The 23,451-nt window shown below is 68.2% G+C and carries 20 protein-coding genes; 16 read left to right on the top strand and 4 right to left on the bottom strand.

Going from position 1 to position 23,451, the window contains the following annotated elements:
- Positions 1-37 precede the first annotated feature (37 nt).
- The 6 genes from RIN18_RS08960 to RIN18_RS08935 all read left to right on the top strand — a co-directional run bounded on the left by RIN18_RS08960 (position 38) and on the right by RIN18_RS08935 (position 7,189).
- The gene (locus tag RIN18_RS08960) at positions 38-1,378 is read left to right on the top strand and encodes an extracellular solute-binding protein (protein WP_309103621.1); all 1,341 of its coding nucleotides are present in this window, start codon (positions 38-40) and stop codon (positions 1,376-1,378) included.
- A gap of 87 nt (positions 1,379-1,465) precedes the next feature.
- A complete protein-coding gene (locus RIN18_RS08955; RefSeq protein WP_309103620.1) occupies positions 1,466-2,413 on the top strand; it encodes a sugar ABC transporter permease in 948 nt (315 codons plus the stop codon).
- Positions 2,413-3,357 (top strand): carbohydrate ABC transporter permease, encoded by a 945-nt coding sequence (locus RIN18_RS08950; protein WP_375163516.1) that lies wholly within the window; start codon positions 2,413-2,415, stop codon positions 3,355-3,357. Before RIN18_RS08955 ends, RIN18_RS08950 begins: the two co-directional genes overlap by 1 nt.
- 50 nt (positions 3,358-3,407) lie before the next feature.
- Positions 3,408-4,919, top strand: coding sequence for an alpha-N-arabinofuranosidase (locus RIN18_RS08945; protein ID WP_309103618.1), 1,512 nt, complete (start codon positions 3,408-3,410; stop codon positions 4,917-4,919).
- Positions 4,919-5,893 carry an arabinan endo-1,5-alpha-L-arabinosidase gene (locus RIN18_RS08940; RefSeq protein WP_309103617.1) on the top strand — a complete coding sequence of 325 codons (975 nt, stop codon included), beginning with the start codon at positions 4,919-4,921 and terminating at the stop codon, positions 5,891-5,893. The genes RIN18_RS08945 and RIN18_RS08940 overlap by 1 nt, the downstream gene beginning before the upstream one ends.
- A 42-nt stretch (positions 5,894-5,935) precedes the next feature.
- On the top strand, positions 5,936-7,189 hold the full coding sequence (locus RIN18_RS08935; protein ID WP_309103616.1) for a D-arabinono-1,4-lactone oxidase: 1,254 nt from the start codon (positions 5,936-5,938) through the stop codon (positions 7,187-7,189).
- A gap of 24 nt (positions 7,190-7,213) precedes the next feature.
- Here the strand turns inward: RIN18_RS08935 and RIN18_RS08930 are convergent, their stop codons facing one another.
- The 4 genes from RIN18_RS08930 to RIN18_RS08915 form a co-directional block, all read right to left on the bottom strand.
- Positions 7,214-8,620 (bottom strand): rhamnulokinase family protein, encoded by a 1,407-nt coding sequence (locus tag RIN18_RS08930; protein ID WP_309103615.1) that lies wholly within the window; start codon positions 8,618-8,620, stop codon positions 7,214-7,216.
- 109 nt (positions 8,621-8,729) lie between these two features.
- On the bottom strand, positions 8,730-10,766 hold the full coding sequence (locus RIN18_RS08925; protein WP_309103614.1) for a bifunctional aldolase/short-chain dehydrogenase: 2,037 nt from the start codon (positions 10,764-10,766) through the stop codon (positions 8,730-8,732).
- A 38-nt stretch (positions 10,767-10,804) separates the two neighbouring features.
- A complete protein-coding gene (rhaI, locus tag RIN18_RS08920) occupies positions 10,805-11,971 on the bottom strand; it encodes an L-rhamnose isomerase (protein ID WP_309103613.1) in 1,167 nt (388 codons plus the stop codon).
- 44 nt (positions 11,972-12,015) lie between these two features.
- On the bottom strand, positions 12,016-12,381 hold the full coding sequence (locus RIN18_RS08915) for an L-rhamnose mutarotase (protein WP_309103612.1): 366 nt from the start codon (positions 12,379-12,381) through the stop codon (positions 12,016-12,018).
- Between the two features lie 167 nt (positions 12,382-12,548).
- Here RIN18_RS08915 and RIN18_RS08910 point away from each other — a divergent pair, with 167 nt between their 5' ends.
- From RIN18_RS08910 to RIN18_RS08865, 10 genes are all read left to right on the top strand, one after another.
- Positions 12,549-13,556 (top strand): LacI family DNA-binding transcriptional regulator, encoded by a 1,008-nt coding sequence (locus RIN18_RS08910; protein ID WP_309103611.1) that lies wholly within the window; start codon positions 12,549-12,551, stop codon positions 13,554-13,556.
- Between the two features lie 34 nt (positions 13,557-13,590).
- The gene (locus RIN18_RS08905; RefSeq protein ID WP_309103610.1) at positions 13,591-14,673 is read left to right on the top strand and encodes a Gfo/Idh/MocA family oxidoreductase; all 1,083 of its coding nucleotides are present in this window, start codon (positions 13,591-13,593) and stop codon (positions 14,671-14,673) included.
- Positions 14,670-15,542, top strand: coding sequence for a DUF6807 family protein (locus RIN18_RS08900; protein WP_309103609.1), 873 nt, complete (start codon positions 14,670-14,672; stop codon positions 15,540-15,542). Before RIN18_RS08905 ends, RIN18_RS08900 begins: the two co-directional genes overlap by 4 nt.
- A gap of 137 nt (positions 15,543-15,679) precedes the next feature.
- Positions 15,680-16,999 (top strand): extracellular solute-binding protein, encoded by a 1,320-nt coding sequence (locus tag RIN18_RS08895; RefSeq protein ID WP_309103608.1) that lies wholly within the window; start codon positions 15,680-15,682, stop codon positions 16,997-16,999.
- 18 nt (positions 17,000-17,017) lie between these two features.
- Positions 17,018-18,001: a sugar ABC transporter permease gene (locus tag RIN18_RS08890; protein WP_309103607.1), complete on the top strand. Its 984-nt coding sequence runs from the start codon at positions 17,018-17,020 to the stop codon at positions 17,999-18,001.
- Entirely contained in the window at positions 17,998-18,909 is a 912-nt protein-coding gene (locus tag RIN18_RS08885; RefSeq protein ID WP_309103606.1) for a carbohydrate ABC transporter permease, read from the top strand. Before RIN18_RS08890 ends, RIN18_RS08885 begins: the two co-directional genes overlap by 4 nt.
- On the top strand, positions 18,909-19,529 hold the full coding sequence (locus RIN18_RS08880; protein ID WP_309103605.1) for a hypothetical protein: 621 nt from the start codon (positions 18,909-18,911) through the stop codon (positions 19,527-19,529). The genes RIN18_RS08885 and RIN18_RS08880 overlap by 1 nt, the downstream gene beginning before the upstream one ends.
- A 114-nt stretch (positions 19,530-19,643) precedes the next feature.
- Entirely contained in the window at positions 19,644-20,663 is a 1,020-nt protein-coding gene (locus RIN18_RS08875) for a LacI family DNA-binding transcriptional regulator (protein ID WP_309103604.1), read from the top strand.
- A complete protein-coding gene (locus RIN18_RS08870) occupies positions 20,663-22,207 on the top strand; it encodes a sugar ABC transporter ATP-binding protein (protein ID WP_309103603.1) in 1,545 nt (514 codons plus the stop codon). The genes RIN18_RS08875 and RIN18_RS08870 overlap by 1 nt, the downstream gene beginning before the upstream one ends.
- Positions 22,208-22,387: 180 nt before the next feature.
- Positions 22,388-23,392, top strand: a complete 1,005-nt coding sequence (locus RIN18_RS08865) for a substrate-binding domain-containing protein (RefSeq protein WP_309103602.1) — start codon at positions 22,388-22,390, stop codon at positions 23,390-23,392.
- Positions 23,393-23,451: the final 59 nt, after the last annotated feature.

The raw sequence follows: 23,451 nt of genomic DNA, 5'->3' as shown, positions 1-23,451 counted from the left end.
ACAAGGGTGTCCCACGCACCGTGAGAGGAAACAGCGCATGAAGAGGAAGATCCTCGCAGCGACCGGCGTCATCGCCGTCGCGGCAGCCGCTTTGACGGGCTGCGCCGCAGGCGCCGACGCATCAGGCGGCGGCGACTCGTGTACGAACAAGATCGTCAACGCCGATGCCACCCAGGTGAGCGTCTGGGCCTGGTACCCGGCCTTCGAGCAGGTCGTCGACCTGTTCAACGAGAGCCACGACGACGTACAGATCTGCTGGACCAACGCCGGTCAGGGCAACGACGAGTACACGAAGTTCTCCACCGCGATCGAGGCCGGCTCCGGCGCGCCCGACGTCATCATGCTCGAGGCCGAGGTGCTCTCGAGCTTCTCCATCCGCGATGCGCTCGTCGACCTGTCCGAGTACGGCGCCGGCGACGTGAAGGACGACTACACCGAGGGCGCCTGGAAGGACGTCTCCTCGGGTGACGCGGTCTACGCGATCCCGGTGGACGGTGGCCCGATGGGCATGCTCTACCGTCAGGACATCCTCGACCAGTACGGCATCGCGGCCCCCACCACCTGGGATGAGTTCGCCGCGGCCGCGCAGGCGCTGAAGGATGCCGGAGCCCCCGGCGTCCTGGCGGATTTCCCGACCAACGGTCGAGCGTACAACCAGGCGCTGTTCGCCCAGGCGGGCTCCGTGCCGTTCGAGTACGACAATTCCAAGCCCACCGAGATCGGCATCGAGGTCAATGACGAGGGCTCGAAGAAGGTCCTCAACTACTGGAACGACCTCGTCAGCAAGGGACTCGTCGCCACCGACGACGCGTTCACCGCCGACTACAACACGAAGCTCGTCGACGGCTCGTACGCCATCTATGTGGCCGCAGCCTGGGGCCCCGGCTACCTGCAGGGACTCGCGGATGCCGACGAGACGGCCGTGTGGCGCGTCGCTCCCGTGCCGCAGTGGGACCTCGCGAACCCCGTGCAGATCAACTGGGGCGGATCGACCTTCGCCGTGACCAGCCAGGCCAAGGACCCCGAGGCGGCGGCTCTGGTCGCGAAGGAGATCTTCGGCACGGAGGAGGCCTGGAAGATCGGCATCGAAGAGGCGGCCCTGTTCCCGCTGTGGAAGCCGATCCTCGAGTCGGACTACTTCCGCGACCTGGAGTACCCGTTCTTCGGAGGTCAGCAGATCAACAAGGACGTGTTCCTCCCGGCGGCTTCCGGTTACACCGGCTTCACCTTCAGCCCCTTCCAGAACTACGCCTACGACCAGCTCACCGAGCAGCTGTTCGCGATGGTGCAGGGCGAGAAGGAGCCGGATGCTGCTCTCGATGACCTGCAGGCGTCACTCGAGAAATACGCCACAGAGCAGGGCTTCACGCTGAAATGAGACCCGGGGGACTCCGGCCCCGCCGGAGTCCCCCGCACCACCCGCCGACAGACGCCCCGCACCGACTCCGACGAGCAGAGAGCAGACATGACCACCCAGACGATCACCACGGCCGGATCCCGCGGCCGCGGGCACCGCGCGCAGTCCGGTGGATCCACCCTGGTGCGCCGCAGGCAGCGCTGGGGATGGCTCTTCGTGACCCCGTTCCTCGTCGTGTTCGCGGCGTTCCTCATCTTCCCGCTCGGGTATGCGTTCGGGATGAGCCTGTTCACCTCGACGCTGGCGACCGGCACCGACTTCACCGGCATCGCCAACTACGTGCGAGCCTTCTCCGACCCGCTGTTCCTCGGGGGCATGGGGCGCGTGCTGCTGTACGCGATCGTGATGATCCCGGCCCAGCTGCTCGTCGCGCTCGCCGCCGCTCTCGTGCTCGACAGCCTGAGCTCGTGGCTCTCGAAGCTGTCGAGGCTGCTCATCTTCGTGCCCTATGCGATCCCGGTCGTGATCGGTGCACTCATGTGGAGCTTCCTCTACAGTCCCCGCTTCGGCCCAGCCGCGACCCTGTTCAGCGTGGTCGGCCTCGAGGCGCCGCAGTTCCTCGCTCCGGACAGCATCTTCGGCAGCCTCGTGAACATCGTCACCTGGCAGTGGTCCGGCTACTACATGATCGTGATCTACGCCGCGCTCCGCTCGATCGATCCGTCGATCTACGAGGCCGCCCGCATCGACGGCGCCAACGGCTGGCAGACGGCCACTCGGATCAAGATCCCGATGATCTCGTCGTCCATGGTGATGATCATCATGTTCGCCCTCATCGGCACGCTGCAGTTCTTCACCGAGCCCGTGGTGCTGCGAAACGTCGCCCAGGGAGCGATCGACGCGTCCTACACGCCGAACATGTACGCGTACTCCCTCGCCTTCTCCTACAGCCAGTTCAACTACGCCTCGGCGATCGCGTTCTCGCTCGGCATCCTGGTGTTCATCGGCTCGTTCTTCTTCCTCTTCCTCACGCGCAAGCAGAGCGGACTGAAATGATGTCTCTTCTCTCCCGCACCGCCCGCCCCGCCGACGGCGCGGCACCGGAGACCACCACGACCGGGCTCCCGACCCACGCCGACCGTGGTGTGCGCCGCGGCCTGGGCCGCCGCCGGATCGGGTCTCACGTCTTCCTCGTGATCCTGGCGATCTACTTCGTCATCCCGATCTGGTGGCTCACGGTCGCCGCGACGAAGTCGACCCCCGGCCTGTTCGCGAGCCCCGCGTTCTGGTTCGCGGACTCGTTCGCCCTGTTCGAGAACATCGCGGGGCTGTTCAGCCACCAGGGCGGCATCTACTGGCGCTGGATCGGCAACTCGTTCCTCTATGCCTTCGCCGGCGGGATCGGCGCGACCGTCCTGTGCGTGCTCGCGGGCTACGGCTTCGCGAAGTACAGCTTCCGCGGGCGTACCGCCGTCTTCACCGTGATCCTCGGCTCGGTGATGGTGCCGCTCACGGCCCTCGTCATCCCGACATTCATGCTGCTCAGCCAGTACGGCATCATCAACACCCCGTGGGCGGTCATCCTGCCGTCTCTGCTCAGCCCCTTCGGCGTCTACCTCATGCGCGTCTACGCGCAGGATGCCGTGCCGGACGAGATGCTCGAGGCTGCCCGCATCGACGGTGCCGGTGAGATCCGCACCTTCTTCCAGGTCGCCCTTCCCCTCCTGCGCCCGGCCATCGTGACCGTCCTGCTCCTGAGCGTTGTCGGCACCTGGAACAACTTCTTCCTGCCGCTCGCCGTTCTCAACGATCCGCAGCTGCTTCCGGTCACCGTCGGGCTCAACCGCTGGACGGCGCTGTCCAACGCGGGGGCGGGTGGCGAGCAGGTGTGGAATCTCATCACCACCGGATCGTTCATCTCGGTGCTGCCGCTCATCCTGTCGTTCCTCTTCCTGCAGCGCTACTGGCAGGGCGGGCTCTCCGTCGGAAGCATCAAGTAGCAGCTCGCGCGCCCCAGACCTCCCACGACCCTGAGAAGGAAAGCACCACCATGCCCACCGCACGTCTGACCATCGATCCCCACTTCGTCACCGGTCGCATCCAGCGCCGCCTCTTCGGCGGCTTCGTCGAGCACCTCGGCCGTCACGTCTACGACGGCATCTACGAGCCCGGCCACGAGACCGCGGATGCGGAGGGCTTCCGGCAGGACGTGATCGAGCTGGTGCGGGAACTCGGCGTCTCGACGATCCGCTACCCCGGCGGCAACTTCGTCTCGGGCTTCCGCTGGGAGGACTCTGTCGGACCCCGGGAGCAGCGGCCCCGGCGCCTGGACCTCGCCTGGCACTCCACCGAGACGAACGAGGTGGGCCTTCACGAGTTCTCGTCGTGGCTCGACAAGGTCGGCAGCGACCTGATGCTCGCGGTCAACCTCGGCACCCGCGGCACGCTCGAGGCGCTGGACCTGCTGGAGTACTCCAACATCGCCGGCGGCACCGAGCTCAGCGAGCGGCGCCGCGCCAACGGCCGCGACGAGCCGTTCGCCGTGGAGATGTGGTGCCTCGGCAACGAGATGGACGGCCCATGGCAGCTCGGCCACCGCTCCGCCGACGACTACGGCAAGATCGCCTCGCAGACCGCCAAGGGGATGCGCCAGCTCGATCCCGACATCAAGCTCGTCGTCTGTGGATCCTCCAGTGCGCACATGCCGACGTTCGGCGAGTGGGAGCGCGTCGTGCTCGGTCACACCTACGACGACGTCGACTACATCTCGTGCCACGCGTACTACGAGGAGAAGGGTGGCGACATCGGCTCGTTCCTGGCGTCCGCCGTCGACATGGACCACTTCATCGACACTGTGGTCGCCACCGCCGACCACGTCGGCGCGGTCCGCGGCAGCACGAAGAAGATCGACATCTCCTTCGACGAGTGGAACGTCTGGTACATCGACCGCTTCCACGGTGTCGACAAGATCGAGGGCATCGACAATTGGCCGGTCGCCCCCCGCCTGCTCGAGGACGTCTACTCCGTGGTGGATGCCGTCGTCTTCGGCAACCTGATGATCTCGCTGCTCAAGCACGCGGACCGCGTCACCAGCGCGTCGCTCGCGCAGCTGGTGAACGTCATCGCGCCGATCATGACGGAGCCGGGCGGACCGGCCTGGCGTCAGACCACCTTCTACCCGTTCTCGATCACCTCGCGCCTCGCGCAGGGCGAGGCGCTCGAGCTGAAGCTCGACGCGCCGACCTACACGACCGAGGCATACGGCGAGGTCTCGCTGGTGGATGCCGTCGCCACCCACGACGCCGAGAACGGCCGCTCGGCGGTGTTCCTGGTGAACCGCAGTCAGACCGAGGCGGTCACGGTGACCGTCGACGTCACCGGCCTCGGCGACGTGTCGGTGCTCGAGAGCCACACGCTCAGCGATGACGACGTGTATGCCAAGAACACGCTCGAACAGCCGGAGCGCGTCACGGTGCGCACCAACGACACGGTCCGGGTCGACGCGGGCGAACTCACGGTCACGCTGCCGCCGGTGTCATGGTCGGCGATCGCCCTCGGCTGATGAGGCGTCTCGCGAGCGCCGCCGTGATCATCGCGGCGGCGCTCGCCTGCGCCGCGTGTGCGCCGGCGGGAGCCGCCTCCCTCACCGGCGACCTCTCCGTGCACGACCCGGCTCTCGCGCAGCACGACGGCGTCTGGTACGTGTACTCCACCGGCAACGGAACCGTCGCGGACGGCAACGTGCAGATCCGGTCGTCGGAGGACGGCACCGACTGGCGGTACGAAGGCGAGGTGTGGGAGCAGAAGCCCGCGTGGCTGGACGACCGCATCCGCGGGGTGGACAACCTCTGGGCCCCCGAGCTCATCGAGCATGACGGCACGTGGTACCTGTACTACTCGGCCTCTCGGTTCGGAAAGAACACCTCGCTGATCGCGCTGGCGACCAATACGACACTCGACCCCGACGATCCCGACTACGAGTGGGTGGACCGCGGCGCGGTACTGGAGTCGGACACGGGGGATGACTTCAACGCCATCGATCCCGGCGTCGTCGTCGACGAGGACGGGACCCCGTGGATGTCGTTCGGATCGTTCTGGAGCGGCATCCGCATGGTCGAACTCGAATGGCCGAGCGGCATGCGCACCGACGATGCGGAGCCCCTCGCGCTCGCCGACCGCGGTGCGCCTCCGAACGCGATCGAGGCGCCCTACATCCTCGAGCGCGGCGGCGACTACTTCCTCTTCGTCTCACGCGACGCGTGCTGCCAGGGCGTGAAGAGCACCTACAACATCGCCGTCGGCCGCGCCGACGCACCGCAGGGGCCGTATGTCGACCGCGAGGGGAGGCCGTTGCTCGAGGACGGCGGGACCCCGCTGCTCGCGACCGAAGGCTCCCGCATCGGCCCGGGCGGCCAGTCCGTCTGGGGCGACACCCTCGCGATCCACTACTACGACGAGGACCTCGGCGGTGCATTCCAGCTCGCGCTGCTGCCCCTCACCTGGGACGATGGCGGTTGGCCCTCGGTCACATGGTGACATGGTGACAACCAGGCGGGTCACGGAGAGGACGCAGCAGCTGTGGAGCAGAACTGGGCAGGAAATCTGACCTACCGGGCGACCGGGATCGAGCACCCCGAATCCGTCGATGAGCTGCGGGGCCTCATCGCCCGCGGCGAGGCGGTGCGGATCCTCGGTTCCCGTCACTGCTTCAACGACATCGCCGACACCACCGGCGTGCTTCTCGCACTGGACCGTCTGCCCCGGGTGATCGAGGTGAACGATCGACGAGACGCCGTCCGCGTCGCCGGCGCCCTGCGCTACGGGGACCTTGCTCCCGTACTCGAGGCCGAGGGACTCGCCCTGTCGAACCTGGCATCCCTGCCGCACATCTCCGTGGCCGGCGCGATCGCGACGGGCACGCACGGCTCCGGAGACGCCATCGGCTCGCTCGCCGCGGCCGTCCGCGGACTCACCATCCTGACCCCCTCGGGCGAGGTGCGAACTCTGAACCGCGGTGACGACGGCTTCGACGGCGCGGTCGTCAGCCTGGGGGCGCTCGGCGCCGTCCTCGAGGTCACGCTCGACGTTGAACCCACGTATGCCGTCGCCCAGCACGTGTACGAGCACCCGAGCTGGGACGAGATCCTCGCGGACCTCGATGCCGTCACGTCGGCAGGTTCGAGCGTGAGCATCTTCTCCACCTGGCAGCACACCGACGTCGCCGACCAGATCTGGGTCAAGCAGCGCCAACCCGATGTGCACACGAGCGAACGCACCGAGCAGCTGGCAAGGCTCGGCGCGGAACCTGCCCCGGGCAAGCGGCATCCGATTCTCGGTGTCGATCCCGTCGCCTGCACCGAACAGGGCGGTGTACCCGGCGCCTGGTTCGAGCGCCTGCCGCACTTCAAGCTCGAGTTCACACCGTCGGCGGGAGCGGAGATCCAGAGCGAGTACCTGGTGCCGCGCGCCGATGCGGTCGCCGCGATCCAGGCGATCCGGCTCCTCGCCGGACGCATCGCCCCGCTGCTGCTGGTGAACGAGATCCGCACGGTCAAGGCCGACGACCTGTGGCTGAGCTCGTCCTACGGTGTCGACGCGGTGGGACTGCACTTCACATGGCGGCCCGATGAGGCAGCGATCCGCGCGTTCCTTCCCACTCTCGAGGCAGCGCTGCCGCCGACGGCGCGTCCGCACTGGGGCAAGGTGTTCACGCTCGACGGAGCCGAGGTGCAGAGCCGCTACCCCCGCTTCGACGACTTCGCGGCCCTCCGGGCCGAGTTCGACCCGGAACGCCGGCTGATGAACGACTACCTCGAGCGCCTCGGGCTCTGACCCGCCCGGCCCGCGCCCGACGATTCAGCGCGGCTCGAACCGCCGGGGCGGGTGCGTCTCGCTCACGAGCGCCCGGATGCCCTCGAGGGTCGGGGGTGCGGCAGCATTGGATCGCGCCTGCACCAGCACGTTCCCGAGCGCCGTCGCCTCGACGGGGCCCGCCAGCACCGGAAGCCCCGTACGATCTGCGGTCGCCTGACACAGCAGCGCGTTGAGTGAGCCGCCGCCGACGAGGTGGATGCTGTCGAGTTCGCGACCCGTGAGCTCGGCGACCGTTCGCAGAGCGTCAGCGAACGCGGCCGCGATCGATTCGACGATGGTGCGCACGAATCCGGCGCGCTCGGCGGGCACGGCAGCTCCTGCGGCGCGCAGAAGCGCGCCGATCCGCGCCGGCATGTCGCCCGGAGTGGTGAGGGACGGATCATCCGCGTCGAACACCGAGCCCTCACCGGTGACCGCGGATGCCGCCGCCAGCAGTTTCGGCAGGTCGATCGGTGCGCCGTCCTCCGCCTCCCACGCGCGCACGCTCTCGCTGAGCAGCCAGAGCCCAGTGACGTTGTGCAGGAAACGGAACCGGCCGTCCACACCGCGCTCGTTCGTGAAGTTCGCCTCGCGCGCAGCATCCGTCACCACCGGCTGCGCGAGTTCCACCCCGACCAGACCCCAGGTGCCGCACGAGATGTACGCCGCTCCCGGCGAGAGCATCGGTACGGCGACGACGGCGGAGGCGGTGTCGTGCGATCCGACCGCGATCACCGGGAGTTCCTTGCCGACGCGGGTCGCGATCTCGGGACGCAGAGTGCCGAGAACCGTTCCGGGGTCGACGAGGTCGGGCAGCAGATGGCGCGGGATCGCCAGGCGATCGGCGAGTTCGAGGTCCCACTCGCCGGAGTGCACACCGAGCAGCCCGGTCGTCGATGCGTTCGTCCGCTCCGCGACGCGTGCTCCGGTGAGAAGGAATGCGAGCAGGTCGGGGATGAGCAGGGCACTGTCGGCATCCGCTGTCCCAGGGTCGACGCGGTACTGGTACAGCGAGTTGAAGGGCAGGAATTGCAGCCCGTTGCGGGCGTACAGCTCGGTGAACGGGATGAGCTCGTGCACCTCGGCGACGCCCCGTGCCGTCCGCTCGTCGCGGTAGTGGAACGGCTGCCCGAGCAGACGGCCGCCGCGCACCAGGGCGTAGTCGACCGCCCAGGAGTCGATGCCGATGCTCTCGATCGACGGCTCTCGGCGCACCGCCTCCGCGAGACCGTCGAGAACATGCTCGTAGAGTGCGTCGAAGTCCCAGTGCAGCCCGGCCGGCCCGTGGACCCGGCCGTTCGGGAAACGCGAGACGAGTTCGAGCTCGAGAACGCCCGGGCCGACGCGGCCGATCACGACCCGTCCGCTGGTCGCGCCGAGGTCGACGGCGGCGACCGCGTGCACCGTCATCGGAAGCCCGCCGAATGCACGGCATTCGTGCGAGTGCACGGCTTGTCGGCGTCAACAACCCGTGCACTCGGCGACGAGCCGTGCACTCGAGGAGTCGCGAGGACAAATCTCATCGCAGGAATGCCGCGGCGACGCCGGAGTCGACGGGGATATGCAGGCCCGTGGTGCGGGTGAGCTCGGGTCCGGTGAGCACGTAGACGGCATCCGCGACGTTCTCGGGCACGACCTCGCGCTTGAGGATCGTGCGGTTCGCATAGAACTGACCGAGGTCCTCCTCCGCGACTCCGTAGGTCGCGGCGCGGTTGGCGCCCCACCCGGAGGCGAAGATGCCCGAGCCGCGCACGACGCCGTCCGGGTTGATGCCGTTGACCCGCACGCCGTGCTCGCCGAGTTCGACAGCCAGCAGCCGCACCTGATGCGCCTGATCGGCCTTCGTCGCCGAGTAGGCGATGTTGTTCGGGCCGGCGAAGACCGAGTTCTTCGACGAGATGTAGATGATGTCGCCGCCGAGTCTCTGGTCGATCAGCACCTTCGCGGCCGCCTTCGACACGAGGAAAGAGCCCTTCGCCATGACGTCGTGCTGCAGGTCCCAGTCCTTCTCGGTGGTCTCCAAAAGCGGCTTCGACAGCGACAGGCCGGCGTTGTTCACGACGAGGTCGACGCCGCCGAACGCGAGCACCGCCTCGTTCAGCGCGGCCTGCACGGCATCCGCATCCGCCACGTTCGCTGCCACTCCGATCGCGACGTCGGTGCTGCCGAGCTCTGCGGCGGCGGCCTGCGCCTTCTCGAGATCGAGGTCGGCGACGACGACGCAGGCGCCCTCGGCGGCGAGGCGAGTGGCGATCGCCTTGCCGATGCCGCTGGCGGCGCCCGTGACGAAGGCGATGCGCCCCTGGTGGCTCTTCGGCTTCGGCATCCGCTGCAGCTTCGCCTCCTCCAGCGCCCAGTACTCGATATTGAACTTCTCGGCGTCAGAGATGGGGGAGTAGGTCGAGAGCGCCTCGGCGCCCCGCATGACGTTGATGGCGTTCACATAGAACTCTCCCGCCACACGCGCGGTCTGCTTGTTCGCGCCGTACGAGAACATGCCGACGCCCGGCACGAGCACGATCAGCGGGTCGGCACCGCGGATCGCCGGGGAATCGGCGGTCGCGTGCGCGTCGTAGTAGGCCTGGTAATCGGCGCGGTACTCCGCATGCAGTTCGCGGAGCCGGACGAGCTGCTCCTCCAGGCTCGCCGTGGCGGGCAGGTCGAGGATGAGCGGCTTCACCTTCGTGCGCAGGAAGTGATCAGGGCAGCTGGTGCCGAGGGCCGCGAGAGCCGGTGCCTTTTCGGCGGCGAGGAAGTCGAGCACGACGTCGGCGTCGGTGAAGTGCCCGATCATCGGCTTGTCCTGCGAGGCGATGCTGCGGATGGTGGGAGCGAGGGCCGCCGCGCGCTCGCGGCGCTCGGTCTCGGGGAGTGCTTCGAAACCCGGCCGCCTGCCGCCGAAGGGCTCTGCAGCGCCGTGCTGTGCGATGTAGGAAGCGGCCGTCTCGATGATCCACAGCGAATTCGACTCCGCCTCTTCCGAGGTGTCGCCCCACGCGGTGATGCCGTGTCCGCCGAGGATGCAGCCGACGGCCTGGGGGTTCGCCTTCTTGATCTCGGCGATGTCGAGACCCAGCTGGAACCCCGGGCGACGCCACGGCACCCATGCCACCCGTTCGCCGAAGATCGTCGCCGTCAGCTGCTCTCCGTCGGCGGCCGTCGCGATCGCGATGCCCGAGTCGGGATGGAGGTGATCGACGTGCGCTGCGTCGACGAGGCCGTGCATGGCGGTGTCGATCGAGGGTGCTGCACCACCCTTGCCGTGCAGGCAGTAGTCGAACGCCGCGACCATCTCGTCCTCGCGGTCGATGCCCGGGTACACGTCGACGAGCGCGCGCATGCGGTCGAGGCGCAGCACCGCCAGGCCCTGCTCCGTGAGGGTGCCCAGGTCGCCGCCGGAACCCTTCACCCAGAGCAGCTCGACCGGTCGGCCGGTCACGGGGTCGATGTCGGTGCCCTTGGCGGAGGTGTTCCCGCCGGCGTAGTTGGTGTTCTTGGGTTCGGCGCCCAAACGGTTGCTTCGCGCGATGAGCGCGGCGGCGGTGGGGTTCGTCATCAGTTCCGTCCTCGGTTCGAAGTCTCGTGGCGACGCCCTCAGGCGCCCCAGCCGGCCTGCACGCCACCGACGCGGTCGGCGGCGATCTGCTGCTGATAGCCGGATGCCGCATATGCGGCCATCGGGTCGGCGGCAAGCCCGCGCGACTCGCGCCACTCGGCCAGCGCCGGGCGCACGTCGGTGTAGAAAGCGTCCATGAACACGGCGTTGGCGGCGAGGACGTCTCCCGACTTCTGCGCGGCGGTCAGCGCGTCGCGGTCGACGAGCAGGGCGCGCGCCGTCATCTCCTGCACATTCAGCACCGAGCGGATCTGGCCCGGGATCTTGTCTTCGACGTTGTGGCACTGGTCGAGCATGAAGGCGACATCGGGGTTGTTCAGACCGCCCCCGCGCACCACCTCGAACAGGATGCGGAAGAGCTGGAACGGGTCGGCGGCGCCCACGATGAGGTCGTCGTCAGCGTAGAAGCGCGAGTTGAAGTCGAAGGAGCCGAGCTTGCCCAGGCGCAGCAGCTGCATCACGATGAACTCGATGTTGGTGCCGGGGGCGTGGTGACCGGTGTCGAGGCACACCTTCGCCCTCTCGCCGAGTGCGCTCACCTGGGCGTACGAGGTGCCCCAGTCGGGAACATCGGTGTGGTAGAACGCCGGCTCGAAGAACTTGTACTCCAGCACGAGCCGCTGGTCGTCGCCGAGGCGCGCGTAGATCGTCTGCAGAGATTCCTGCAGACGATCCTGCCGCCCCCGGAGGTCGGCCTGACCCGGGTAGTTCGAGCCTTCGGCCAGCCAGATCTTCAGGTCGCGGCTGCCGGTGGCGTTCATCACGTCGATGCACTCGAAGTGATGGTCGATCGCCTTCTGACGGATGGCGGGGTCTTCGTGGGTGAGTGCGCCGAACTTGTAGTCGTCGTCCTGGAAGGTGTTCGAGTTGATGGTGCCGAGCTTCACCCCGAGACCTTCCGCGTGCCGGCGCAGATCATCGAAGGAGTTCACGAGATCCCACGGGATGTGCAGGGCCACGGTCGGAGCGAGCGCGGTGTACTCGTGCACCTGCGCGGCATCCGCGATCTTCTCGTACGGATCGCGCGGCGTACCCGGCGTGCCGAACACCTTGAAGCGGGTGCCGGAGTTGCCGAACGCCCAGCTCGGCAACTCGATGGCCTGTCCTGTCAGCTCTGTCAGGACGTCGGGGGTGAGGGTGGTCATGTCGGTCGCTTTCGTCATGGGACTCAGGTCGGAGCCAGTGTGGGTCAGCTGTCGCCGAGGGCGCGCAGCTGATCTTCGAGATGGAACACTTCGACGAGCCGAGGAGCACCCTGATCGGGACGCGTGCCCGTCAGGGCGACGAAGAACGGAGCCATCTCCGCCTCCCATCGCGCCGTGCGTGGATCGGCGGCCAGTGCGCGCTGCGCGGCCTCGTCATCCTCGGTCTCGTAGTAGCCGATGAGCATGCCGTCTTCGCTGAGGAACAGCGAATAGTTCCGACGGCCGGACTCCTCGATCGCGCGCAGCATCTCCGGCCAGACCGCGCGGTGACGTTCGCGGTACTCCTCGAGGCGCGCGGGATCGACCTGCATCTGGAAGCAGACTCGCTGGGTGGTGCCCGTGCGGTGCATCAACGTCTCCCTCGACCACGTCTGCCGGCGGGCGATCGTGGGTTTTCCGCGACCGCGCAATGAATCGTTTCAAAGATAGGGCACCCCATCGCCCAGCGCAACCGGGAATGCGCTTGCCGAGGCGCTGGTAGCATCAGCAGGACTTGACCGGTGGAGGGAAGTGCACGATGGCGGTGAGCGTCCGGGACGTCGCGGCAGCGGCGGGAGTGTCCGTCGGGACCGTCTCGAACGTGCTGAACAGCCCGGGCAAGGTGGCCGCCGCCACCGCTGACCGCGTCCTCGCCGTGATCGCCGAACTCGGGTTCGTCCGCAACGACGCCGCACGCCAGTTGCGAGCCGGCCGCAGCCGTTCGATCGGGCTGGTCGTCCTCGACGTGCGCAACCCCTTCTTCACCGAGGTCGCCCGTGGTGCGGAGACCCGGGCGGCCGAAGCGGGCATGACCGTGCTGCTCGGCAACAGCGATGAGAACGCCGACCAGGAGCTGGCATACGTCGACCTGTTCGAGGAACAGCGGGTTCACGGCGTGCTCATCTCCCCGCTGGGTGAGGACTTGACGCGCCTGGAGCGGCTTCGATCGCGGGGAACCCCCGTGGTCCTGGTCGACCGGCAGGCTCCTGACAGGAGCGTCTCGTCGGTGGCCGTGGATGACGTCGCCGGCGGCCGCCTCGCGGCCGCCCACCTGCTGGCGCAAGGCAGGCGCAGACTGGCCTTCGTCGGAGGCCCCGCGGGGATCCGGCAGGTGGCCGACCGGCTCGCGGGCGCCCGGCAGGCGGTCGCCGAGACACCGGGCGCCTCCCTCGAGGTGATCGAGACCGACGCGCTGACCGTGCTGCAGGGGCGTGCCGCAGGCGAAGCTCTTCGCGCGCGCCCCACGTCCGAGCGGCCGGATGCGGTGTTCGCCGCCAACGACCTCCTGGCGCTGGGCGTGCTGCAAGCGCTCGTGATGCAGGGGGCGATCGAGGTGCCGGAGGACATCGCTCTGATCGGATACGACGACATCGATTTCGCCGCCGCAGCCGTGGTTCCGCTGACGTCGATCCGCCAGCCTGCCGCGCTGATCGGCGACACGGCCGTGGATCTGCTGCTGCGTGAGGCGGCGGATCCCGAGGGGTTCGTCGCGGAGCAGATCGTGTTCCAGCCGGAGCTGGTCGTGCGGCGATCGACCTCCGGCTGACCGGACAGAGCACCCGACGTGAGAGAGACGGAACATGACCGGTGATGCGAGCGTGCGGGCGGCGATCCTCGGAACCGGGGGCGTCGCACACCTTCATGCCCGGACGATCGCGGGCCTCGGTGACGTGACCCTGGTCGCCGTCGCCGACAGCAGCGAAGAGCGTGCTCGCGCCTTCGCGGGGGAGCACGGGTCGCCGGATGTTCTCGCGGATCTCCCGTCGATGCTGGCCGGCGCCGCGCCCGACGTCGTGCACCTGTGCACACCCCCGGCCGGGCACGCCGAGCAGGCGGCCCTCGCTTTCGCCGCCGGCGCGGACGTGATCGTCGAGAAGCCACCGGCAAACTCGCTCGCCGAGCTCGACACCATGCTGCGGGCCGGAGAGGTCGCGGGACGACGCCTGGCGGTCGTCTTCCAGCAGCGCTCCGGAAGTGCCGTCCGCCACATCAGAGGACTGCTGCAGGCCGGCGCGCTGGGCCGGCCACTCGTCGCCCAGTGCGACACTCTCTGGCGTCGAGGCGCCGATTACTACGCCGTGCCCTGGCGCGGCACCTGGGCCGAGGAGGGCGGCGGCCCGACCGTCGGGCTGGCGGTTCACCAGCTCGATCTGCTCGCCCATCTGCTCGGCCAGTGGTCGGAGGCCGACGGCAGATTCTGGCGCCTGGCTCACGACATCGAGATGGAGGATGTGTCGCAGGGGACCGTCGTGTTCGAGTCCGGTGCGATCGCCACCATGACGACCACCACGCTCGCTGCAAGGGAGTCGAGCCGGCTCCGCATCGACACCGAACTCGCCACCATCGAGCTCGAGCACCTGTACGGGCACACTCACGCGGACTGGCGGATCACGCCGGCGTCGGGCGTCGACCCGGCCGTCGTCTCGGGGTGGGCCCTTCCCGACCTCGAGGAGCGCTCCGGCCACGACGCCCTGCTCGGCGAGGCCTACCGCGCGATCGCGGACGGCGCGCCGTTGCCTGCGGTGTTCGCGGACCCGGCGCGGGCTCTCGAGATCGTGACCGCGATGCACCGAGCGGCGACGGCTGGACGGTCCGTCCGCCGTGCCGAGCTCTCCGATCCCGCGCTGCGCGGCCCGCTCCACGCGCCCGTCGAGGTGCCGTGAACGCCCAGAGCCCGCCCATCCGGGTCGATCGGGACGGCGAGACGCTCGTTGTCCGGGCGGGGGACGTCCGGATCGCGGTGATCGACACGGGCGAGCGGATGCCGGGCGGCGACGCTCCGCGACCATTCCTGCACCCACTCAGCACCCTCAGCGGTCGCGTGGTGAGCGACGACGGCCCAACCGACCACCCCTGGCATCACGGACTCTCTCTGGCGATCGCCAACGTCACGCTCGCGAGCGAACCGCAGGGTGCGAACTTCTGGGGAGGACCGACGTTCGCCGACGGGCAATACCGAACGCTCGACAACCTCGGCAGCCAGGTGGTCCGCGAGATCCGGTCGGACGGGGGCGACGCAGCCGTCAGTCTCCTGCTCGATTGGCGGAGTGCCGCCGGGCGCCCGCTGCTGGAGGAGACCAGGGTGCTGCGCTTCGCGTGTGCCGACGGGGCGCCCGAACCGGGCTGGACGCTGGAATGGCGCAGCGCGCTCCAGAACGTCGCCGATGAGCCGATCGGGTTCGGCAGCCCGACCACCGCGGGTCGTCCTGCCGCGGGGTACGGCGGACTGTTCCTTCGGGCGGCGCCGAGCCTGCACGATGCCGAGGTGCTCCTCGACGGCCATCCGGTGCCGGTGGAGAAGGCGATGGGATCCCGCGGCAACGCGATGACTCTTCGAGGGGGCGGAGCCGTGCTGACGATGACGGCCGCGGCGGACAACCCGGTCAGCCCGACGACGTGGTTCGTGCGCACCGGCGAGTCGGTGATGCTGTGCGACGCACCCTTCTTCGACGATGTCTTCGAGCTGACGCCCGGAGAATCGGCGACCTGGGTGTGGCGTCTCGATGTTCGAGACGACGCCGACGGAACGTGATGTGAGGCGCTTCGCCGTGAGGGCTTTTATAACGGTGCGGTACATCCGGCTTGACGAATTGATTCGATTCAACTTAGCATCAGGAATGCGCTTTCCGGCGCACTGACACGGATCACGGCGACGTCTCCAGGAGGACAATGATGTTCCATTCGCGCACCTCGCGCCTCGCGCGCACCACGCGACTCGGGCTCGGCACCATGGCGCTCGTCGCCGTGGGCGCCCTTGCGCTCACCAGCTGCTCCAGCGGAGCCGGTGGCGACACCGGCTCGGAGTACGACCCCGACGAGAAGGTCACGCTGACCTTCACCTGGTGGGGCAACGACGATCGCGCCGCCCGCTACGAGGCGCTCATCGACGCCTTCAACGAAGAGCACCCCAACATCACGATCGAGGGCAGCTTCACCGACTTCCCGAGCTACTGGGAGAAGCGTCAGACGGAGGCGGCGGGCAACGGCCTGCCCGACGTCTGGCAGTTCTCGGACACCTACCTCCGCCAATACGGCCAGCCGGGACTCCTGCTCGACCTCGGCGAGTACGGCGACTACGTCGACACCTCCACGTTCGATGAGGCACTGCTCGGCACCGGTCAGCTGGAGGGGACGCAGTACTCCCTGCCGACCGGCTACAGCGCGTGGGCGATGTTCCAGAACGACGACCTTCTCGGCCAGGTGGGCGTGGAGCCGTACGCCGGCGGCACCTCGTACGAGGACTACGACGAGTGGATGACGAGCGTCACCGAGGCGTCGGGCGGCACCGTCTTCGGCGGCACCGACTACACGCAGCGCATTCAGAACTTCGAACTCCTGCTGCGACAGGAGGGCGGCAACCTGTTCACCGACGAGGGTGAGCTCGGCTTCGACGAGGATCAGCTCCGCGAGTTCTGGGAATCGGGCGCACCCGTGCGCGACGGCGTCGGCATCCCGCAGTCCAAGCTCGAGGAGATCACCCCGACGTCCGGCCTCGGCGCGAAGCTGACGGCGAGCGAGATGACCTGGTCGAACTTCCTCGGCGGATACCTGGCGGAGACCGGCAACGCGAACCTGTCGATGGTGGCGCCACCCACCAGTGACGACGGTGCGAAGGATCTCTACCGCCAGGCAGGTCTGCAGATGGCCGTGTCGGCGAGCACGAAGCACCCCGAAGCCGCCGCCATCTTCCTGGACTTCGCCGTCAACTCTCCGGAGGCGGGCGAGATCTTCGGAACGAGCCTCGGCTTCCCGGCCTCCTCGAGCAAGCTCGAGGGCGCGAAGCTGGAGGGTCCTGACAAACTGGTCGCCGACTACATCGAATCGGTGTCCGACCGCATCGGCGACGCGCCCCCCGTGCCCGTCGTCGGCTACGGTTCGATCGAGCAGACCTTCTGGGACCTCGGCAAGTCGCTGGGCCTCGGAGCGATCACCGTCGACGACGCGGTCACGCAATTCTTCGACGAGGCCGAAGTCATCCTCGCCGGCTGACGCTGAAAGGATCACACGATGTCCACCGAATCGGCGATCGCGCCGACCGCTTCCCGCGTCGCCGATTCCGGCACCCGCTCCTCGGCCGACGGCCGGGGAGCGGGGCGCCGCCGTCGCGGCCTTCGACGGGACACCGTCGCCGGCTACGTCTTCCTCTCCCCGTGGCTGCTCGGATTCATCGGCCTCACCGCCGGTCCGATGCTGTTCTCGCTCTACCTCGCGTTCACGTCGTACAACATCTTCAGCTCGCCCGAGTGGATCGGCCTCGGCAACTTCGAACGCATGATGGAGGACCAGAAGTTCTGGGGCTCCGTCCAGATCACCCTCGCCTACGTTCTCGTGGGCACGCCGATCAAGCTCGCCGCCGCGCTCGGCATCGCACTGCTGCTGAATGCGCGCACCCGCGGCTCCGGCTTCTTCCGTTCCGCCTTCTACGCCCCTTCGCTGATCGGCGCCAGCGTCTCGATCGCGATCGTCTGGCGCGCCATGTTCGCCACCGACGGACCGGTCGACGGCACGCTGAGTTTCTTCGGGATCGAGATCGGCGGGTGGGTCGGCATCCCGGCCCTGGTGCTCCCGATGATCATCCTGCTCGCCGTCTGGCAGTTCGGTGCTCCCATGGTGATCTTCCTCGCGGGCCTCAAGGGCGTGCCTGCGGAACTCTACGAAGCGGCATCCGTCGACGGCGCGGGCCCATGGCGGAAGTTCATCAACGTCACCCTGCCGATGCTGTCGCCGGTGATCTTCTTCAACCTGCTGCTGGAGATGATCCACGCGTTCCAGATCTTCGCCTCGGCGTACATCATCGGCTCCGGCACCGGCGGTCCTGCCGGTGCCACGAATTACTACACCGTCTACCTGTACACGCGCGCATTCCGTGACGGACAGCTCGGCTACGCATCCGCCATGGCGTGGGTGCTGCTGCTGGCCGTCGGAGTCATCGCATTCCTGATGTTCCGCACCTCGAGGAACTGGGTCCACTACGGAGGTGATTCCCGATGAGCGAGACCAGAACGCTGCTGGCCGTCGACGATCGTCAGGCGAGGCGCCCCGTTCGCACCGGACGCGCGCGCACGAAGGCACGTGTCATCACGATCGTGTGGGCAGTCGTCGCGATCGCGCTCGCCGCCATCGTGCTCTACCCGCTGGTCTGGATGTTCGCGGCGTCGTTCAAGCCGCACTCCGAGTTCGGCGCGAACCAGGGGCTGCTGCCGCAGAACCCGACGATCGACAACTACATCACGGTGCTGGGAGGGGTGGCGGGGGTGCCGCTGTGGCAGTTCTTCGCGAACTCGCTGATCCTCGCCGTCGGCTCCGTCATCGGCATCGTGATCTCGTCGTCGATGGCCGCCTACGCCTTCGCCCGCGTGGAGTTCAAGGGCCGCGCGGTGCTCTTCACGATCATGATCGGCACGATGCTGCTGCCGTTCCACGTGCTGATCATCCCGCAGTACATGCTGTTCCGTAACCTCGGACTGGTCGACACGTTCATTCCGCTGCTGATCGGCAAGTTCCTGGCGACAGAGGCCTTCTTCGTGTTCCTCATGGTGCAGTTCATCCGCGGCCTGCCGCGCGAGCTCGACGAGGCCGCCCGCATCGACGGAGCGGGCCATCCGCGAGTGTTCTTCTCCATCACGTTGCCGCTCATCAAACCCGCCCTCATCACGTCGTCGATCTTCGCGTTCATCTGGAGCTGGAACGACTTCCTCGGACCCCTGCTGTATCTGAACTCGCCGGACAAGCAGCCGGTTCCCCTGGCGCTGCGCATCTTCAACGACCAGACGTCGACCTCCGACCTCGGCGCGACCATCGCGGTGTCCGTGCTCGCCCTGCTGCCGGTGCTGGCCTTCTTCATCGTCTTCCAGCGATTCCTCGTCGAGGGCGTCGCGACGCAGGGTCTGAAGGGCTGATGGGCCGCCGGGCACCCCGGGAACGCCGTCGTCGGCCGGAGGTCGACGGCAGCGTCCTGCGGTGGCCGGGGGCGGCGAACCGTTTCGCCCTGTTCGGAGAGGTGCTCTGGGTCGGCATCCTCGTCGTCGCCTGCTCGTTGCCGATCATCACGGCTCCCGCGGCGCTCGCCGCCGGAATCCGGCACCTTCGACGCTTCCTGGCGGCGGAGGCCTCCGGCGTCGGGCTCTTCCTCGTCGATGTCCGGCGCGCGCTGGCAGGCGGACTCGTCGTCGGGGGCGTGGCCGTGCTCGCCGCCCTGCTGCTCGTGCTGGATGTGTCACTCGCCGCCGGGGGAGTCCTGCCCGGTGGCCCCCTGGTGGGGATCGCCGGCGCGGCCGGTCTCGTCGCCCTCGGACTGGCGCTGCTGCTCGCTGCGAGCGGCTGGTCGGCCGAGACCGGCTGGCGCCTGGCCGTGCGAACCGTGCCGGCACGACTCGTCGCCGATGTGCCCGGCGCCGTCTACCTCGTCGCCGCGCTCCTTCTCACTGCCGTCGTCACCTGGCAGCTGGTACCGCTGATCGTGCCCGGGGTCGGTTGCCTCGTGTTCGCGGTCGTCGCCGTCAGCGAGCGCCGGCGCTGACGCCGCGGTCCCGGCTGACCCGCGGTCTTGCGTGGCGGGTGAGCGCCCGGCACGATTGCGCGTCCGGAACTGTTCTCGGTAACATCTCCCCAGGCCGGGCCGACGGAGGTGCGCATGGTGAACGTCGGTTCGGACAAGCCCGGCATCCGTCAGGTGGCAGTGATCGCCGGCGTCTCGCACATGACCGTGTCGCGGGTCCTGAACGACCACCCGAACATCAAGCCCGACACCCGGCGGCGCGTGCTCGAGGCGATCGAGGAGCTCGACTACCGCCCCAATCTCGTGGCGCGCGCTCTCGCCACCCAGCGCACCCGCCGCATCGGCGTGATCATCGAGAGTGCCGTCGCGTTCGGGCCCACCAGCATCCTGCGCGCCGTCGAACTCGCCGCCAGGGCGGCCGGCTACTCGGTGACCCCGATCGCCCTCCACGACGATGATGCGCTGTCGCCGCAGGACGCCGTCGACAACCTCGTCACCCAGGGTGTCGACGCCCTGTGCGTGATCGCCCCGCGCTCGTCGTCGGTCGCGGCGCTCAGGAGGATCTCACTCAACGTCCCGATGCTGGTCGTGAAGGCCGATGCCGATCCGACATTCCTGACCGTCTCGATCGACCAGCATGCGGGGACGACGCTCGTCGTCGATCACCTCGTCGCACTCGGGCATCGGGACATCCTGCACATCGCCGGTCCCCTGGACTGGCTCGATGCCCGCGCCAGGGAGCGCGCCTTCCACTCCAGGGCGAAGTCCTGGGGGATACGCGAGCGGCCCATCGTCGTCGGCGACTGGACGGCGGACTTCGCGTACGACTTCGCCATGGGGCTGAACCGTCTGCCCGACTACACGGCGGTGTTCGTCGCCAACGATGACATGGCGATCGGCCTCATCCACGGGCTCCACGACAAGGGATTCGAGGTACCGGGGGATCTGAGCGTGGTCGGGTTCGACGACGTCCCGCTGGCACGTCACTTCCTCCCTCCGCTGACGACCGTGCGCCAGGACTTCCAGACGCTCGGCGGCGCCGTCGTGGAGATGCTCCGCGCCGCGATGGAGGAGCGCGACATCCCGCCGCTCACTCGGATCCCGACCGAGCTCGTGCCGCGCGCATCGTCGGCGGCCCCGCGGGCGGTACGCTGATGGCCGCTTCCGGTGCCGTGCCCATCGTGGAGCTGGAGAGCATCACGGTCGAGTTCCCCGGAGTCCGCGCTCTCGACAGCGTCGACTTCCGGCTGTTCCAGGGTGAGGTGCACGCACTCATGGGGGAGAACGGCGCGGGGAAGTCGACGCTCATCGCCGTGCTCACCGGCACCTGCATGCCTGCGGCCGGGACGCTCGTCGTGGCCGGCGAAGAGCGCCGCTTCTCGGGCGTCGCCGACTCGCAGGCGGCCGGGATAGCCACCGTCTTCCAGGAGACCCGACTGAGCCCGAACCTCAGCGTCGGCGAGAACGTGACGCTGGGGCGCGAGAGGCGCGGCAGGTTCGGCATCAACTGGCGGCGGACGCGAGCGGATGCTGCGGGGGCGCTCGCCCGCCTGGGTCTGGACGATCTCGACCCGAAGACTCCGCTGTCGATGCTCTCCCCCGCTCAGAAGCAGCTCGTCGCGATCGCACGCGCAGTCCTCGACGAACCGAGGGTCCTGGTTCTCGATGAGCCGACCTCGAGTCTGGACCAGACCGAGGTCGCGACGCTCATGCGGGTCATCCGCGGCCTTCGCGAGCGAGGGGTGGCGATTCTCTTCGTCTCGCACTTCCTCGAGCAGGCGTTCGCGATCAGCGATCGGATGACGGTGCTGCGCGGTGGCCGCCTGATCGGCGAGCATGCCACGCGCGACCTGGAGCGAGCCGATCTGATCTCCCAGATGCTGGGAAAGGACATCGAGAGCCTTCGCGCTCTGAAGTCGGAGCGCAAAGCCCATCATTATGCATCGGACGGCACGCCCGCGCTGCAGGCGACATCGCTCGGGCGTCGGGGCGAACTCGACGAGATGGACGTCGAGGTGCAGCACGGCGAGATCATCGGTCTGGCGGGACTTCGGGGCTCCGGCCGCACCGAGCTCGCGTCGCTGCTGAGCGGATCGGTGCGCGCCGACAGCGGGGAGATGTGGGTCGACGGCGCGAAGGTCGACCTGCGCAGTCCATCGGTGGCTCTTCGGCATCGCATCGCCATGACCACCGAGAGCCGACGCACGCAGGGGGTCATCGGCGAGCTCACCGCGCGCGAGAACATCGTGCTGTCGCTGCAGGCGCTCCGGGGCTGGTCGCGGCCGCTGTCACCGTCGGAAGCCGCCGCCCTGATCGACACCTATGTGGAGGCGCTGCACCTGGACCCCGACGATCTCGATCGGCCGGTCAAGCTGCTCTCCGGCGGAACGCAGCAGAAGGTGCTCCTCGCCCGTGCCCTCGCCGTGCGCCCGCACGTGCTGATCCTCGATGAGCCGACCCGCGGCATCGACATCGCCGCGAAGCTCGACATCCAGCGGCGGATCACCCAGCTCGCCGGCGACGGCATGGCGGTGGTCTTCATCTCCTCAGAGCTTGAGGAGGTGGTGCGGCTGAGCGACCGCATCGTCGTGCTGAAGGATCGCGAGAAGATCGGCGAGCTCAGCAACGGCCCCGGAGTCACCGTCGACACCGTCGTCGAGATGATCGCGGCCGATCGGACGACGTCGGCCGCACTGTGACCGGTAACTAACAAACCGATCACGGATTCGGTCGGATTTCAGTTCCGTATTGTGCTTCAGAAATTGTTCCCGGTAACATCACCACAGGACGACGGAGGATCGGCGTCCCGCAATCACGCAGGGGACCACGAGGGTCCACACATCTGCCGGGGAGAACCCCGACGTCTCAAGGAGGAGAACATGTCCGTGAACACGCGCATTCGCACCGTGCTGGGTCTGGCCGCAGTCAGCGCGCTGGCGCTCGGTCTCGCCGCCTGCTCGACGCCCGAATCGAACGAGGGCTCGAACGGCGACGGCGGCTCCGGCGAACTGACGACCGTCGGCTTCGTCGCCGTCGGTCCGGAGGGAGCCTGGCGGGAAGCCAACGAGCAGAACATTCAGGACACCTTCACGGAGGACGCCGGATACGAACTCAAGTACGCGCCCGCGACCAACCTCGATCAGAAGTCGCAGATCGACGCGTTCACGTCGTTCGTCGACGAGGGCGTCGACGTCATCCTGCTGTCCGCCACCGAGGCATCTGGGTGGGAGGACTCGCTCAAGCGTGCGCAGGAGGCCGAGATCCCGGTCATCCTGCTCGACCGCGGCATCGAGCCCGATGACGACAGCCTCTACGTCACCCGCATCGCCCCCGACAACGTCGAGGTCGCCAAGCAGGTCGGCACGTGGGCTGCGGAGACGTTCCCCGACGGCGGCAACTACGTCGTGCTCGAGGGTCCGGCGGGAGTCGGTGTGGTCAACGAGCGCAACGAGGGATTCGATGAGGGCCTCGGCGACGCCGCGCTGACCAAGCTCGACGCGCAGACCGCGAACTGGTCGGCCGAAGAGGGCAAGAGCGTCTTCGAGACCATGCTGAAGGCCAACAACAACGACATTCAGCTCGTGTTCGCTCAGAACGACGAGATGGGTCTCGGTGCCGCCCAGGCTGCTGAGGAGGCAGGTCTCGTCGTCGGCACCGACGTCAAGATCGCCACGATCGACGGCACCAAGAACGCCATGCAGGCGCTCGCGGACGGACAGCTCAGCTACGTGCACGAATACAACCCGCTGTTCGGCGAGACCGCCCTCGAGGTCGTCGAGAGGACCCTCGCCGGCGAAGAGGTCGACTCGTACATCGTCGTCCCGAGCGAGGAGTTCGACTCCGCCGAGGCCGCCAAGGCGGTCCTGGCCGACCGCAAGTACTGATCCCGTCGCCGGAGCGATCCGGCGACCGGCCCGGGTGGCCGCGCCCCGGCCACCCGGGC

The organism is Microbacterium sp. (assembly GCF_031179285.1).
Lineage (GTDB): Bacteria > Actinomycetota > Actinomycetes > Actinomycetales > Microbacteriaceae > Microbacterium.
Note: the sequence above shows the minus strand (reverse complement) of the source record. Positions and strands in the feature narration are given on the sequence as shown.